Source organism: Actinokineospora fastidiosa, assembly GCF_014648415.1.
Classification (GTDB): domain Bacteria; phylum Actinomycetota; class Actinomycetes; order Mycobacteriales; family Pseudonocardiaceae; genus Actinokineospora; species Actinokineospora fastidiosa.
On the sequence record NZ_BMRB01000001.1, the window covers coordinates 645,469 to 660,548 of the forward strand.

15 protein-coding genes are annotated in these 15,080 nt (G+C 74.0%); 9 read left to right on the forward strand and 6 right to left on the reverse strand.

The genetic code is table 11. The features are described from left to right. The first annotated feature begins 20 nt into the window (after window positions 1–20). Window positions 21–1,214 carry a DUF445 domain-containing protein gene (locus IEY98_RS02965; protein ID WP_189210010.1) on the forward strand — a complete coding sequence of 398 codons (1,194 nt, stop codon included), beginning with the start codon at window positions 21–23 and terminating at the stop codon, window positions 1,212–1,214. Window positions 1,215–1,228: 14 nt separating this feature from the next. Here the strand turns inward: IEY98_RS02965 and IEY98_RS02970 are convergent, their stop codons facing one another. From IEY98_RS02970 to IEY98_RS02980, 3 genes are read right to left on the reverse strand one after another with little or no spacing between them, the layout of a single operon-like run. Further along, entirely contained in the window at window positions 1,229–2,068 is an 840-nt protein-coding gene (locus tag IEY98_RS02970; protein WP_189208719.1) for a metal ABC transporter permease, read from the reverse strand. Further along, window positions 2,069–2,866, reverse strand: coding sequence for a metal ABC transporter ATP-binding protein (locus IEY98_RS02975; protein WP_229786738.1), 798 nt, complete (start codon window positions 2,864–2,866; stop codon window positions 2,069–2,071). Between the two features lie 47 nt (window positions 2,867–2,913). Beyond that, window positions 2,914–3,981, reverse strand: coding sequence for a metal ABC transporter solute-binding protein, Zn/Mn family (locus IEY98_RS02980; RefSeq protein WP_189208721.1), 1,068 nt, complete (start codon window positions 3,979–3,981; stop codon window positions 2,914–2,916). A gap of 169 nt (window positions 3,982–4,150) precedes the next feature. Between IEY98_RS02980 and IEY98_RS02985 the strand changes: the two genes are divergently transcribed. Then, window positions 4,151–5,251: a LacI family DNA-binding transcriptional regulator gene (locus IEY98_RS02985; RefSeq protein ID WP_189208722.1), complete on the forward strand. Its 1,101-nt coding sequence runs from the start codon at window positions 4,151–4,153 to the stop codon at window positions 5,249–5,251. 48 nt (window positions 5,252–5,299) lie between these two features. Here the strand turns inward: IEY98_RS02985 and IEY98_RS02990 are convergent, their stop codons facing one another. Then, window positions 5,300–5,965, reverse strand: coding sequence for a hypothetical protein (locus IEY98_RS02990; protein ID WP_189208723.1), 666 nt, complete (start codon window positions 5,963–5,965; stop codon window positions 5,300–5,302). A 178-nt stretch (window positions 5,966–6,143) separates the two neighbouring features. On the opposite strand from IEY98_RS02990, the gene IEY98_RS02995 reads away from it, so the two are divergent. Genes IEY98_RS02995 through IEY98_RS03005 form a run of 3 tightly spaced genes read left to right on the forward strand, consistent with a single transcriptional unit; the run spans window position 6,144 to window position 8,041 of the window. Then, entirely contained in the window at window positions 6,144–6,635 is a 492-nt protein-coding gene (locus tag IEY98_RS02995; protein WP_189208724.1) for a beta-class carbonic anhydrase, read from the forward strand. Between the two features lie 35 nt (window positions 6,636–6,670). Then, on the forward strand, window positions 6,671–7,534 hold the full coding sequence (locus IEY98_RS03000; RefSeq protein ID WP_189208725.1) for an iron-sulfur binding domain-containing protein: 864 nt from the start codon (window positions 6,671–6,673) through the stop codon (window positions 7,532–7,534). Next, window positions 7,535–8,041 carry a 2'-5' RNA ligase family protein gene (locus IEY98_RS03005; protein WP_229786514.1) on the forward strand — a complete coding sequence of 169 codons (507 nt, stop codon included), beginning with the start codon at window positions 7,535–7,537 and terminating at the stop codon, window positions 8,039–8,041. Here the strand turns inward: IEY98_RS03005 and IEY98_RS03010 are convergent. Next, a complete protein-coding gene (locus IEY98_RS03010) occupies window positions 7,973–8,773 on the reverse strand; it encodes an alpha/beta fold hydrolase (RefSeq protein WP_373292304.1) in 801 nt (266 codons plus the stop codon). The genes IEY98_RS03005 and IEY98_RS03010 overlap by 69 nt on opposite strands. A gap of 83 nt (window positions 8,774–8,856) precedes the next feature. Here IEY98_RS03010 and IEY98_RS03015 point away from each other — a divergent pair, with 83 nt between their 5' ends. Genes IEY98_RS03015 through IEY98_RS03030 form a run of 4 tightly spaced genes read left to right on the forward strand, consistent with a single transcriptional unit; the run spans window position 8,857 to window position 14,428 of the window. Continuing rightward, a complete protein-coding gene (locus tag IEY98_RS03015; RefSeq protein ID WP_189208726.1) occupies window positions 8,857–10,278 on the forward strand; it encodes a M1 family metallopeptidase in 1,422 nt (473 codons plus the stop codon). A 9-nt stretch (window positions 10,279–10,287) separates the two neighbouring features. Then, entirely contained in the window at window positions 10,288–10,596 is a 309-nt protein-coding gene (locus tag IEY98_RS03020) for an antibiotic biosynthesis monooxygenase family protein (RefSeq protein ID WP_189208727.1), read from the forward strand. 1 nt (window position 10,597) lies between these two features. Continuing rightward, entirely contained in the window at window positions 10,598–11,386 is a 789-nt protein-coding gene (locus IEY98_RS03025) for an SIR2 family NAD-dependent protein deacylase (RefSeq protein ID WP_229786740.1), read from the forward strand. Beyond that, window positions 11,387–14,428 carry an ATP-binding protein gene (locus IEY98_RS03030; RefSeq protein ID WP_189208728.1) on the forward strand — a complete coding sequence of 1,014 codons (3,042 nt, stop codon included), beginning with the start codon at window positions 11,387–11,389 and terminating at the stop codon, window positions 14,426–14,428. Here the strand turns inward: IEY98_RS03030 and IEY98_RS03035 are convergent. Further along, complete coding sequence (locus tag IEY98_RS03035; protein WP_189208729.1) at window positions 14,421–15,074, reverse strand: endonuclease V; 654 nt, start codon at window positions 15,072–15,074, stop codon at window positions 14,421–14,423. The genes IEY98_RS03030 and IEY98_RS03035 overlap by 8 nt on opposite strands. Between the last annotated feature and the right edge of the window lie 6 nt (window positions 15,075–15,080).

Here is a 15,080-nt window from a genome sequence, read left to right on the forward strand (position 1 = left end):
CCGACTGGCCGCTCTACGCGATGATGCCGGTCATCGCGGCGATCATCGGCTACGTCACCAAGCGCGTCGCCATCGAGATGATGTTCCGGCCGCTCAAGTTCGTCGGCATCGCCGAGCCGTACCTGGGCTGGCAGGGCGTCGTCCCGCGCAACTCGGCGCGGATGATCCGGGTGTCAACGGAGATGATCACGACCCGGCTGGTCGACGCGCGGCAGCTCGCCGAGCGCCTCGACCCCGACGAGCTGGCCAGGGAGATCCAGGGCCCGCTGCTGCTGATGATCGACGAGGTGACGCGCGACGTCATCGCCGAGCACCACCCGCAGCTGTGGGAGACGCTGCCGGTGTTCGTCCAGGACATGATCATCAAGCAGGTCCAGGCCGGCGCCCCGGCCATGGTCCGCCAGATCGTGGCCGACCTGCGCACGAACATCGACGAGGTGCTGGACATCCAGCAGGTGGCGATCGACGCGCTGGAGCGGGACAAGGAGCTGCTGGTCCGGCTGGTGCGCGACATCTCGCGCCCGGAGATGGCCTTCATCGCCCGCTGCGGCATCTACTTCGGGTTCGCGCTCGGCCTGGTGCAGACGGTCGTCTGGGCGCTGACCCGCGAGCCGCTGGTCCTGCCGATCTTCGGCGGGCTGATCGGCTGGTTCACCGACTGGCTGGCGATCAAGCTGGTGTTCTTCCCCCGCGAGCCGCGGCGCGTCCTCGGCCTGTTCGTGTTCCAGGGCGTGTTCCAGCGGCGCAGGAAGGTCGTCGCCCGCCAGTACGGCGAGATCGTCGCCCGCGAGGTCATGACGGTGCCGAACATCATCAACGGCATCCTGCACGGGCCCCGCTCCGACCGGGTGCTGGCCATGATCCAGCGGACGGTGGCCAAGGTCGTCGACGAGCAGGCCAGCCTCGCCAAGCCGTTCGTCGCCGTGGCCGTGGGCACCCGGCGGTTCCAGCAGATGAAGCACGCCGCCGCGGACAAGGCGCTGTCCTACCTGGACGAGACCGCCCGCATCGCCGCGCCGTACGCCACCGAGCAGATCAACCTGGGCAAGGTCATCGCCTCCAAGATGGACAAGCTGACCCGGGTGGAGTACGAGGGCCTGCTGCGGCCCGCGTTCCGCCAGGACGAGTGGAAGCTGATCGCGGTCGGCGCGGTGATCGGGGCCCTGGTCGGCGAGCTGCAGGTGCTGGTGTTCCTGTCCTCCGGCTGGTTCTGACCCGGCGGGCCCGGCTAGGCGCGGGTCAGCCCGCGGGCGCGGCCGACCGCCCAGCAGACCACGTAGATCACGAACGAGATCGCGGTGACGAACGCGCTGATCGGCGCGCCGGGCGCCAGCGAGAGGATGATCCCGCCGACCGCGGAGACCAGGGCGAAGAGCACCGACAGCACCGTCGCGCGCAGCGGGCTCGCCGTCACCCGGCACGCGGCAGCAGCCGGGGTGACCATCAGCGCCAGCACCAGCAGCGCGCCGACGGTCCGCACGCCCAGCGCGGTCGCCACGCCCACCAGCACCGCGAAGACCAGCGCCAGCGCCGTCACCGGCACGCCGCGGGCGCGGGCCACCTCCGGGTCCACCGACGCGAACAGCAGCGGCCGGTAGATCACCGCAAGGACGGCGAAAACGCCCGCCGCGCACGCCATCAGCAACGCGAAACTCGCGAAGTCCTGGCCCACGATCTGGCCGGTCAGCAATCCGAACTTGTTCGACGCGCGGCCTTTGTAGAAATACAACATCAACACGCCGACGCCCAGGCCGAACGCCAGCACGACGCCGATCACCGAGTCGTATTCCGACGAGCGCCGCGACAGCAGCCCGAGCACGAGCGCGGCGATGATCGCGCCGGCCAGCGCGCCGTTGCCGATGTCCCAGCCCAGCAGCAGCGCCGCCGCGCCGCCGGTGAACGCCAGCTCGCTCGTGCCGTGGACGGAGAACGCCATGTTGCGGCTGACGATGAGCGGGCCGAGCACCCCGGCGAGCAGGCCGAGCACGACCGCGACCACCAGCGCCAGCTGCACGAACGGCAGGCGCAGCAGGTCCAGGGTCAGGCCGAAGTCGAAGAAGTTGGCCACCTAGCCCACCTCGTGGTCGTGGTGCGGGTTGTCCTCGCACAGGTCGCTGTGCGCGCCGACGACGTGGATCTGGCCCCGGACCCTGATCACCTCGATCTCCGTGCGGTAGAGCTGCGACAGCGTCTCCGACGTCATCACCTCGTCCGGGCGGCCCACGCGGAACCGGCCGTCTACCAGGTACAGCACGCGGTCCACCAGCGGCAGGACCGGGTTGATCTCGTGGGTCACGAACAGCACGGCCGTGCCCGCCTCGCGGCGGCGGGCGTCGATGAGCGTGCTGACCGCGCGCTGGTTGGCCAGGTCCAGGGAGAGCAGCGGCTCGTCGCACAGCAGCACCGACGGGTCGCCCACCAGCGCCTGCGCCACCCGCAGCCGCTGCTGCTCGCCGCCGGAGAGCAGGCCCACCGGGCGGTCGGCGAAGGCGGCGGCGTCCACGGACTCGATGGCCGCGGCCACCCGGGCGGCGCGGTCGCGGCGGCCGGTCAGGCCCAGGCCCCAGCGGTGCCCGTCGAGCCCCAGGCCCACCAGGTCGCGGCCGCGGATGGCTAACGACGGGTCGAGCGCGCGCTGCTGCGGGATGTACCCGACGCCGCGGTTGCCCCGGCCCGGCGCCGCGCCCGCGACCCGGACCGTGCCCGAGGTCAGCCTCTGCAGACCCAGGAGGACCCGCAGCAGACTCGTCTTGCCCGAGCCGTTCGGGCCGAGGACGGCGACGAACTCACCCGGGGCGATGTCGAGGTCGAGGCCGTCCCAGAGCACCCGCTCGCCGTAGGCCAGGCGGGCCGAGGACAGCGACACCGCGCCGCCGGTGCGCGGCGACGCGGTGAGGTGCTGGGGCTGGGCGGTCACTTCGCCACGGCCGCGGCCAGGCTGTCGACCTGCGTGGTCATCCATTCAAGGTAACCGCTGACCCCCTCGGGCAGCGTCTCGGTCATGCCCACGACGGGCACGCCCGCACGCTCCGCGGTCGCCTTGACCGCCTCCGTGACCGGGGTCGCCGTCTGCTGGTTGAACACGACGGCCTCGACCTGCTTGTCGGTGATGAGCTTCTCGGTGGCCGCGCGGGCGGCGGCCGAGGGCTCGCTCTCCTCCTCGACGGCCTCGGCGAAGTCGGACGGGGTGGCGTCGACCAGGCCCGCTGCCTCCAGCAGGTAGGCCGCGACCGGCTCGGTGGACACGACCTTCGCGCCCGGTTCGCCGATCGCCTTCGCCTTCTCGGTCAGGCCGTCGAGGCCCTGGCCGAAGGAGGCGACGTTGGCCTTGAAGGTCTCGGCGTTCGCCGGGTCGATGGCGGCCAGGTCCTCGGCGACCTTCTCCGCCACGGCGTGCACGGCCTCGAAGTCGTACCAGATGTGCTCGTTCGCCCCGTGGTCGTGGCCGTGCCCGTCCTCGCCGTGCGGCTCCTCGGCGTGGGTCTCCTCAGCGTGGGATTCCTCGGCGTGCGGGTCCTCGGCGTGGGATTCCTCAGCGTGGGATTCCTCGGCGTGCGGGTCCTCGGTGGGGGAGCCCTCGGCGGGCGCGGACTCGGCGTGGCCCTCGGCGACCTCGACGGCCACGATCCGGCGCAGGTCGCCGCCCGCGGCGTCGGCGAGGCCGGTGAAGAAGTCGTCGTAGCCGCCGCCGTTGGACACCGCGAGGCGGGCGCCGTCGAAGGCGACGGCGTCGGCGGGCTTGGCCTCGTAGCCGTGCGGGTCGGCGGCCGCGTCGGCCAGGATCGGCCGGACCTCGACGGCGTCGCCGCCGACGGCCTTGACCACGCCGGCCCAGACGTTCGTGGAGGTCACGACCACCGTGGCGGACGCGTCACCGCCGGTGGGGGCCTGAGGTGATTCCCCACACGCGGCCACCCCGAGAAGCGCCGTCGCGGCGATGCCCGCGAGCGCGGTGGCCGGTCTGCGGAGGCGAGAGGTCATCTGGGGCTCCTGCTGGGCGATGGCCGCCGAACGGCGACAATGGAAACCGTTGTCGAGTTCAGTTTACGCCACGTCCGAGTGATCAATTCACACCACTGGGTGAATGCGCAGCGCGTGGCGAGGTCAGCTCGGACTTCTGCAATTGGTTCTGAACCGTTACGGTCAGATCATGGCGCGGTCTATTCATGTCCGGCGGCCTGCGACACTGGCGTCGCTGGCCGCGGAACTCGGGGTCTCCAGGACCACGGTTTCCAACGCGTACAACCGTCCCGACCAGCTGTCGCCCGAGCTGCGCAGGCGGGTGCTGGAGACCGCGCGCAGGCTGGGCTACCCCGGTCCGGACCCGGTCGCCCGCTCGCTGCGCACGCGCAAGGCGGGCGCGGTGGGGCTGCTGCTCACCGAGAACCTCTCCTACGCCTTCCGCGACCCGGCCGCGCTCGGCTTCCTCGAGGGCCTGGCGCTGGCCTGCGAGGGCGCGGGCCAGGGCCTGCACCTGGTGCCGGTGAACCCCGAGCGCGAGGACGTCGCCGCCGTGCACAGGGCGGGCGTCGACGGCTTCGTCGTCTACTCCGTGCCCGACGACGACCCTCACCTGGCCGCCGTGCTGTCCCGGCCGGTGCCGACCGTGGTGGCCGACCAGCCCAACGTCGAGGGCGTCGACCAGGTCGGCATCGACGACCACGCCGCCATCACCGCGCTGGCCCAGCAGCTCATCACGCTCGGGCACCGCCGCATCGGCGTGCTCTGCATGCGCCTGTCCCGCGACCGCAACGACGGCTTCGCCTCGCCAGAGCGCCAGCGCTCGGCCCACTTCCACGTCCAGCGCGCCCGCCTCGCGGGCCTGGCCGAGGCGTTCGGCGCCGTCGGCGTCGACTGGTCGGGCGTGCGCGTGGTGGAGCGCTTCGACCACACCACGGCCAGCGGGGCCTCGGCCGCCGCCCAGCTCCTCGACGCCGACCCGCAGGTCACGGCCCTGATCTGCACCTCGGACATCCTCGCCCTCGGCGCGCTGACCGAGGCCCGCCGCCGCGGCCTCCGGGTGCCCCAGGACCTGACCGTCACCGGCTTCGACGGCATCGCCGACGCCGACCGCGTTGGGCTGACCACCGTGCGCCAGCCGGTCTTGGAGAAGGGGCGAGCCGCGGGAAAGCTCCTGCTCGGCGCCCCCGACCCGACCCGCCCCCGCGAGGTCATCCTCGACACCGAACTCGTCCCGGGCAGCACCGCCGCCCCGCCGCGCACCAGCGAGGAGCGCTGGTTCGGTCCCTGACGGCTACCGCGCCGCACCGGCGAGTCGCGCCGGTGCGGGGTTTCGCGGCTACCGGGTGATCGTCAGCGCGGCCGCGTCGCCGGTCAGGGGGCCGAGCCTGGGCACCACGCGGTAGTCCCCGGCGGGGACGTCGTCGCGGCGGACCGGGCAGCCGGGGGCCGAGGTGCGGCCCGCCCAGCGCACCTCGAAGCCGTTGCGCATCCCCGGTTCGAGCACCGTGGGCTCCGGCGCGTCGGCGCCGAAGTAGCAGTCGTTGCTCGACCACAGGCGGGTCTTCCCGTCGCGGCTGGTCACCACCAGTTCACGGCGGGAGCGGCCGAGGTCGTACGTGCACGGCACCGGTCCGGCGTTGACGACGACCAGCCGCAGCAGCGGGCGCCTGCCCACCTGGTAGGAGCGCTCGCCGGTCTCCGCGCGCAGCCGCACGGACGTGTCCGGGCAGGGCGCGCTCGGGTCGGCGGGCACCTGCTCGGGCGTGCGGGACCTCGGGCTCGGCGACGCCGACGCGCTGGCCGTCGCCGACGTCCTGACCGCCGTGGACGGCCCGGACGACGGCGGCGCCTGCGCCGGGGACGCCGACGCGGCCACGCCGACGACCGGCTCGTCGTCGCCGATGAGCGCGTCGATCAGCCAGATCAGTGCGACCATGGCCACGACCGCGGCCACCAGGGCGCCGACCCGGCGCCGGACGTACACGCCGCGGGGGTCGTACATGGACATCGACGGTAGTCCCGGGAAGGCGGCCGGTTGTGGCAGCAAAACGTCGCTCGATCGGGCGATATCGCGTCAGCGGCACATGCCACAGTGAGCTTGGTTCCACTCCCCTTGTTCAATCTTTGGGAAGCGGGTTCCAATCACTGATCAAAACCACCGACCGCCGGGAGCAGGCCTGATGAGCGCCATCGACGATCTGCTGCAGCGCCACCTCGACGGGCCCGACATCGGGGCCCCGGGCATCCTCACCCCGTCACCGAAGCTGCACCTGGCAGTGGTGACCTGCATGGACGCCCGCATCAAGGTGTTCGACGTCTTCGGCCTCAAGCACGGCGAGGTCCACATCCTGCGCAACGCGGGCGGCGTCGTCACCGACGACGTGGTGCGGTCGCTGTCGATCAGCCAGCGCAAGCTCGGCACGCGCGAGGTCATCGTCATGCAGCACACCTACTGCGGCCTGGCGACGATCACCGACGACGAGTTCAAGGACGAGCTGGAAGAGGCCACCGGGCTGCGCCCGCCGTGGGCGGTGGAGGCGTTCCGCGAGGTCAAGGACAGCGTGCGGCAGTCCGTGGAGCGGGTGCGGCGCAGTCCGTTCATCCCGTACGTGGACAACGTGCGCGGGTTCGTCTACGACGTGAACACCGCGGCCCTCACCGAGGTCCACTGATCGCCCGGTCCCCCTGACCGCTTAGAGTCGCCGCGATGGACGTGCGCGCGGTGGTTTCCTGGTTCGACGATGTCGCGCGGGACCTGCCCTGGCGGGCCCCCGACCGCACCGGCTGGGGTGTGCTGGTCAGCGAGGTGATGCTGCAGCAGACCCCGGTCGCGCGGGTCGAGCCCGTGTGGCTGGAGTGGATGGCCCGCTGGCCGGTGCCCTCGGCGCTGGCGGCCGCCGGCCGCGGCGAGGTCGTGCGGGCGTGGGGCAAGCTCGGCTACCCCCGCCGCGCGCTGCGGCTGCACGAGGCGGCCGCGGTGATCGCGGAGTCGCACGGCGACGTCGTCCCGTCCGACGTGGAGACGCTGCTGGCGCTGCCGGGCATCGGCGCCTACACCGCCCGCGCGGTGGCGGCGTTCGCGTATGGACAGCGCTGCCCCGTCGTGGACACCAACGTCCGACGGGTGGTGGCGCGGGCCGTGCACGGGTCCGGCGAGGCGGGACCGCCCTCGACGGCGCGGGACATGGCCGACGTGGAGAGGCTGCTGCCGTCCTCGGGCGCCGCGCACTTCTCGGCCGCGCTGATGGAGCTGGGCGCGGTCGTCTGCACGGCCCGCTCGCCGCGGTGCGCCGACTGCCCGGTGTTCGCCTCGTGCGCGTGGCAGAAGGCGGGACGGCCCGCCTATCAGGGCCCGGTGAAGGCGGCGCAGAAGTTCGCCGGGACGGACCGGCAGGTGCGCGGCCTGCTGCTGGACGTGCTGCGCGGGTCGGCCACCCCGGAGCCGAAGTCGCGGCTGGACCTGGTGTGGGCCGACGCTGGCCAGCGCGACCGCTGCCTGGACTCGCTGCTCGTCGACGGCCTGGTCGAGCAGACCGAGGACGGCCGCTTCGCCCTGCCCGGGGAGTCCTAGGTGGCCCAGGGCGTCGTGGTCCTGTTCGACGACGCGGCCGACCGGGCGGTGCGGGCGCTGTGGGCCCGCCTGGACGCGGCCGGGCTGCCGTCCCGCCGGGACTTCCCCCCGCACCTGACCTTCGCCATGGCCTCCGTCATCCCGCCCCGGACCCGCGACGCCCTGCGCGCGTCCCTGCGCGTGCTGCACATCCCGTCGCTGTGGTTCGGCTCGCTGTCGACGTTCGCCAACACCGAGAACGTCCTGATGCTCGCCGCCGTCACCGACCCCGAACTCCTCGCCGTCCACTCCGCGATCCACGACGTCCTCGCGGGCGCGGTGAAGAACCCGAGCGCGTACTACCTGCCGGGATCGTGGGTGCCGCACTGCACGCTGTTGCAGCAGGTGAGCACGGAGGAACTGGTGCGCGGCTTCGGCACGGTCTTCCCGGTGGAGCCGCTACGCGCCCGCGTGTCGGGAGTCGCCGTCCTGGACTCCGCCACCGGGGAGGTCGACCTCCTGACCTGACAGGAACGCCTCGACCGCACCGCGGAAGAGGTCGGGGGCGGAGGCGTGGACGAGGTGGCCCGCGCCCTCGACCAGGAGGTGGACGCCGCCCGCGCGGCGGGCGATCTCGGCCTGCTGGCCCGGGGGCATCGCGGTGTGCTCGGCCTCGACGACCAGCATCGGGCAGCGGACGGCGTCGACCCAGGACCAGTACTCCTCGCGGCCCCACTCGGCGGCGATCGCGAAGAGGTCGTCCACCTCGGACAGCAGGTGGTAGCCGTCCGCGCGTTCCTCGACGCACTCGGCGAAGTACGGGCCGACGACCGGGCCGAAGAACTCGTGCAGGTGGGCCAGGGACCGGAACGGCACTGGCCAGGCGTCGAAGAGGCCGCGCCAGGCGTCGACCGTGCGGCCGCGCAGGTCCACCGCCATGTCCTCCACCACCAGCCCGTGGACCAGGGACGGGTGGGTGGCGGCGACGCCCAGGCCGTGCAGGCCGCCCATGGAGTGGCCGATCACGACGCCGGGGCCGTAGTGGGACAGCACCTCGGCGGCGTCGGCGACGAAGTCGGGGGTGCGCCAGGTCGAACCCCGGTGCCTGCTGCGCCCGTGCGACCGCGCGTCCATGGCGACGACGCGCCCGTAGCGGGTCAGCCAGCGGGTCAGCGGCCACCACGTGGTGGCCCGGCCCATGAGCCCGTGCAGGAGCAGGATCGTCCGCCCCTGCCCGCCGAAGTCGATCACGTCGTCCACAGGCAGCGAGTCTGCCCGAGGCAACCCGGGCTACACAGCGGGCCGGTCATGATGGACGGGTGCGTCCAGTCCCCGTTCGAGTGATGTGCGCCGTGGCGGCCGCCGCGGCGGTCACCGCGTGCACCTCCGCTCCCGAGCCCCAGCCGCGGCAGCCGCAGCCGGAGGCGCCCGCGACGGTCGACGGGGTGGGCGCCGACGGCATAGGCGACCCGTACTACCCCGAGGACGGCAACGGCGGCTACGACGTCACCGCCTACGAGGTCAGCGTCAGCTACGACCCCGAGTCCCGCCACCTCGACGGCGACACCGTCGTCAAGGCGACGGCCACGGCCCCGATGAGCCGGTTCAACCTCGACCTCACCGGTCTGGACGTGCGGTCGGTGGAGGTGGACGGCGCGCAGGCCGAGCACACCCGCGAGGGCGACCAGGAGCTGGTCATCACCCCCGCCACGCCGCTCACGCCGGGCCAGGAGTTCGCGGTCCGGGTGCGCTACGCGGGCAAGCCGCGGTCGGAGACCAACGGGCCGCTCGGCGCGGGCGGGTGGCAGATCAGCAAGTCCGGCGGCGCCTACGCCGCGGGCGAGCCGCACAGCGCCAGCAGCTGGTTCCCCGTCAACGACCACCCGCGCGACAAGGCCACCTTCACCCTGAACGCGCGCGTGCCGGACGGCTGGAGCGTGGTCTCCAACGGCGTCGAGGAGCCCGCCAAGGCCGAGGGCGGCTGGACGACGTACCGGTGGGTCGAGCCCAACCGCATCGCCACCTACCTGACCACCATCGGCATCGACAAGTGGACCTTCGAGCGCTCGAAGCTCGCGGACGGCACGCCGGTGGTCAACGCCTACGCCCCCGGCACGGAGGCCAAGAAGGCCGTCCAGTCGCGGATGCCCGAGGTGCTGGCGTTCCTGGAGAGCAGGTTCGGCGAGTACCCGCAGAGCGCGGCGGGCGGCATCTACCTCAACGAGAACATCGCCTTCTCCCTGGAGACCCAGGGCAGGCCGATCTACGCGAAGTGGGCCGAGCTGGACGTCGTCGTCCACGAGCTGGCCCACCAGTGGTGGGGCAACAGCGTCAGCGTCGACAGCTGGGCCGACATCTGCCTCAACGAGTGCTTCGCCTCCTACGCCTCGTGGATGTGGGACGAGTCCCAGGGCGCGGACCTCGACGAGCGGTACCGGACCACCGTGGCCCGCGGCTACGAGCGCGAGCGGTTCTGGAACCGCAAGCTCTACGACATGGGCGCGGGCAACGAGTTCACCGCCGTCTACGACAAGGGCCAGCTCGCGCTGCACGCCCTGCGCAAGCGCGTCGGCGAGGACGCGTGGAACGAGATCCTGCGCACCTGGCTGGCCACCCACGCCGACGGCAACGCCTCGTGGGAGCAGTTCGAGGACCTCGTCGCCAAGGTCGCGGGCGAGGACGTCCGCCCGTTCCTGGACGCCTGGTTCCGCCAGCCGTCGCGCCCGGCCGACGAGCACCTCTACCCGGGCCCGCTGGCGCGTTAGTGTGGCCGTATGGCAATCGTGAAGATCAACGCGATCGAGGTCCCCGAGGGTGCGGGCCCGGAGCTGGAGAAGCGGTTCGCGGCCCGGCTGGGCGCGGTCGAGGGCCAGCCGGGGTTCCTCGGCTTCGAACTGCTGCGCCCGACCGGCGGCGAGACGCGCTACTTCGTCTACACGCGCTGGGAGAGCGAGGAGGCATTCCAGGCGTGGATGGGCGGCTCGGCCAAGGAGGCGCACTCCGGCGAGCGGGCCAAGCCGGTGGGCACCGGGTCCAGCCTGCTGGAGTTCGAGGTCGTGCAAAGCGCGGGGCCGCGTGCCTGATGTGCTCGACGCCGCGGCCGAGCTGATCGCCTCGGCCGACGCGGTGCTGGTGTGCGCGGGGGCGGGCATGGGGGTCGACTCCGGCCTGCCCGACTTCCGCGGCGACCACGGCTTCTGGGCCGCCTACCCGCCCTATCAGCGGCTCGGGCTGCGGTTCGTGGAGCTGGCCGACCCGGTGCACTTCGCCAACGACCCCGAGCTGGCCTGGGGCTTCTACGGCCACCGGCTGGCGATGTACCGGGCGACCGAGCCGCACGAGGGCTTCGCCGTGCTGCGCGAGCTCGGCGCGCGGGTGTTCACCTCCAATGTGGACGGCCAGTTCCAGAAGGCCGGGTTCACCGGGGTCGCCGAGGTGCACGGGTCGATCCACCACCTGCAGTGCCTCGGGCCGTGCTCCAGCCGCGTGTGGTCGGCCGACGGGCTGGACATCGAGGTCGACCCGGAGACGATGCGCGCGGTCGGCCCGCTGCCTGCGTGCGAGGACTGCGGGAGCCTGGCGCGGCCGAACATCCTCATGTTCGGCGACTTCGGCTGGGTGCCCGACCGCAGCCAGGCCGAGCTGACCGCGCTCACCGAGTGGCGGCGCTCGGCGGGCCGCGTCGCGGTGCTGGAGATCGGCGCGGGCACGGCGGTCTCGACCGTGCGGCGGATGGCGGAGCTGGCCAGCGCGGCGTCCGGGGCCCTGATCCGGATCAACCCGCGCGAGCCCGACGTGCGCCACGGCCGGGGCGTCGGCGTGCCGATGGGCGCGCTGGCGGCGCTGACCGGCCTGCGGAAGCGGCTGACCTGAGTGGAGGTGTCGCTGCTCGGCCCGGTCCGGGCCGTCCGGGACGGGGTCGAGCTGCCGGTCGGCGGCCCCCGGCTCAAGGCAGTGCTGGCCCGCCTGGCCCTCGCCCCCGGCCGGGTGGTGCCGACGGGCACGCTGATCGACGACCTGTGGGGCGCGCACCCGCCCGGTGACGCCGTCAACGCCCTGCACTCGCTGGTCTCGCGGCTGCGCAAGGCCCTCGGCGACCCGGCGTCGGTCGAGTCGCACGCCACCGGATACCGGCTCACGGCCGAGGTGGACACCGTCCGGTTCGAGCACGCCGTCGGCGAGGCCAGGGATGCCGCGCGGGCGGGCCGCCACGCCGAGGCGGCGGCGGGCCTGCGGGCGGCGCTGGCGCTGTGGCGGGGCGAGCCGCTGACCGGGATCGGCGACGCCGGGTTCGCCGCCGCCGAGGTCGTGCGGCTGACCGAGCTGCGCGCGAGCGCGGTCGAGGACCGCTGGGAGGCCGACATCCTCGCGGGCCGCGCTGCCGATGTCGTCGCCGACCTGCGCACGGCCGTCGCCGCGCAGCCGCTGCGCGAGCGGCCCGCCGCCCTGCTGGTGCGCGCCCTGGGCATGACCGGCCAGCAGGCCGAGGCGCTGGCTGCCTACGACCGCGTCCGCCGCGACCTGGCCGACCAGCTGGGCGTGGAGCCGTCGCCGGGCCTGCGGGACCTGCACCTCGCGGTGCTGCGCGGCGAGCTGGCGCCGCGCAAGCCACCGCCGCTGACCAGCTTCGTCGGGCGCACGGCCGAGCTGGCCCGGCTGCGCGCGCTGCTCGTCGAGCGCAGGCTGGTGACGCTCGTCGGACCGGGCGGGGCGGGGAAGACCCGGCTGGCCACCGTGCTGGCCGACGAGCTCGACGCGCCCACGCCGTTCGTCGGCCTGGCCGGGGTCCGCGCCGAGGAGGACGTCGTGTCCGGCGTGCTGAACGCCCTGGGCGGGCGGGACGCCCAGCTGTTCGAGGCGATGCCGCCGAAGGCCGCGCTGGACCGGGTGGTCGAGGTGCTGTCCGCGCGGCCCGGCGTGCTGGTGCTCGACAACTGCGAGCACGTCGTCGACGCCGCCGCGCACCTGGTCGACGCGGTGCTGGCGCGCTGCCCCGGGCTGCGGGTGCTGGCCACCAGCCGGGAGCCCCTGGCGATCACCGGGGAGGCGGTGCTCGCGGTCGGGCCGCTGCCGGAGGCCGACGCGCTGGCCCTGTTCGCCGACCGGGCGGCGTCGGCGGGCGCGGTGGTCGAGCCGGACATCGCCGCGGAGATCTGCCGCAGGCTCGACGGGCTGCCGCTGGCGCTGGAGCTGGCCGCCGCCCGGCTGCGGTCGATGACGCCCCGGCAGGTGGCCGCCCGGCTCGACGACCGCTTCCGGCTGCTGACCGGCGGCGACCGCACCGCGCTGCCCCGGCACCGGACCCTGCGCGCGGTGGTCGAGTGGAGCTGGGAGCTGCTGACGGCCGAGGAGCGGCTGCTGGCCTCGCGGCTGTCGGTGTTCCCCGGCGGCGCCACGGCGGAGTCGGTCGCCGCGGTGGCGGGGCTGCCCGTCGACGACGTCGTGTACGTGCTGGCGTCGCTGGTGGAGAAGTCGCTGGTCATCGGCGGCGAGGACCGGTACCGGATGCTGGAGACGGTGCGCGCCTACGCCGGGGAGGGCCTGACCGCCGAGGTGCGGCTGGCGTTCGCCCGGCACATGCTCGCGTTCGTCACCGACGCCGAGCCGCGGCTGCGGCGGCCCGACCAGGTCGAGTGGCTGGGCAGGCTCTCCGCCGAGCACGCCAACCTGCTGGCCGCGGTGCGCGTGGCGGTGTCGCTGGGCGAGGTCGGGCTGGCGTGCGAGATCGCGGTGCGGGCGACCTGGTTCTGGGTGGTCACCGGGCGGCACCTGGAGGCGGGGCAGATCGCCTCGGAGCTGATGGCGCTGCCGGGGGACGTGCCCGCGTCGACGAGGGCGACCCTGGCGGCCTACGCGGCCTTCGGCGAGTTCGGCGGCATGCCGGACCGCGAGGTCATGCGCGGCCTGCTCGCCGACCTCGCCGAGTCCGACGCCATGGCCCGGTTCCCGGTCATGGCGATGCTGGAGCCCCTGCTCGCCTCCGCCATGGGGGACGCGCGGCTGGCCGAGGAGCGGTTGGACCGGGCCGCCGCGCTGGCCGACCCGTGGGGCCGGGCGGCCGGGCTGCTCGGCCGCGCGTACCTGGCCGACAACGGCGGGCGCTCGGGCGACGACGACACCGCCGCGGCCGCGCTGGCCGAGTTCCGCGCGCTGGGCGACCGCTGGGGCCAGGCGCTGTCCAGCATGCACATCGCCGAGCAGCACTCACAGCGCGGCGACCACCCGGCGGCGCTGCGCGCCCATGAGGACGCCGTGCGGCTGGTGGCCGAGCTGGGCGCGGTGGACGAGATGGTCGGCGCGCTGGCGCGGCTGGGCGTCGCGCGGGCCAGGGCGGACGACCTCGCGGGCGCCGAGCGCGACCTGGGCGAGGCGCTGCGCCTGGCCGAGGAGCGCGGCGGCCACGAACTCGCCGCGCTCGCCCGGTTCTGGCTGGCCTCGACAGCCCGCCGGATGGGCGACCTCGACCGTGCCGCGCGCCTGCTGGACGAGGGGCGGGCGGTGCTGACGACGGTGGACCGGCCGTCCGCGCAGTGGGTCGCGATCCACTGCTGCGTGTCCGCCGACCTGGCGTGCACCACGGGGGATGCGGCCGCGGCGGTGGAGTGGCTGCGCGAGGCGATGACGGCCATGGCGGCCACCCCGGACATGCCGGTGACCGCGGCCATCGCCGACTCCGCCGCCCATGCCGCTGCCGCAGCGGGCGATTTCGCGACCGCAGCCCGCCTGGTCGGCGTCGGCGCGGCGATCCGGGGACGCCCGGACGCGGGCAATCCCGAGCTGGCCGCGCTGTGGTCCACTGTGGATGCCGAGCTGGGGACCGCGGAGCGGATCAGCGCCCACGACGCGGGCGCGGCATCGGATCAGGCGGCTGCCCTCGCGGACCTGGCGGGATTCCTGGGCGTGCGGCTCACCTGAGGTCCCGCAGCGCCTGCCTGCACAACCGGTCGGCGGCGCGGGTGGTCTCCGGCTGGCGGTAACCGCGGCAGAGGCGGAGGACGAGCGCGGTGGCGGTGTCGATGTCCATCCGGTGACCGATGGAGACGAAGACCGGCTTGACGCCGTCCTGGGTGCGCAGGGCGCGGCCGACCTCCTCCCCGTCGTCGATCAGCGGCGTCCACGATCCCCGGGCGGGCGCGGGCGGGTCGTAGCGGCCCATGGGCGTCTTGCCCACGCCGATGGCGGGGAGGCCGGTCACGACGCCAGCGTGGCAGGCCAGGCCGAACCGCCGGGGGTGCGCCAGGCCCTGCCCGTCGCAGACCAGCACGTCCGGCGTGGTCGTGAGCGCGGACAGGGCAGCACGCAGGGACGGCAGCTCGCGGTAGGCGAACAGGCCGGGGACGTACGGGAAGTCGGTGTGCCCGGCGACCACGGCCGCGTCGACCAGCTCACCGGTCTCGACGTCGACGCAGGCCGCGGCCGCGACCAGCCGCCCGGTCTCGCCGAGGTAGGCCACGTCGAGCCCGGCCGCGACGCGGGGGGCGAACCCCGGTGGCGGTTCCCTGAGCACCGACGGCGCGAGTCGGAGCTGGTCGGCGATGGCGTCCTCGGCGGTGTCGGGCACACCGCC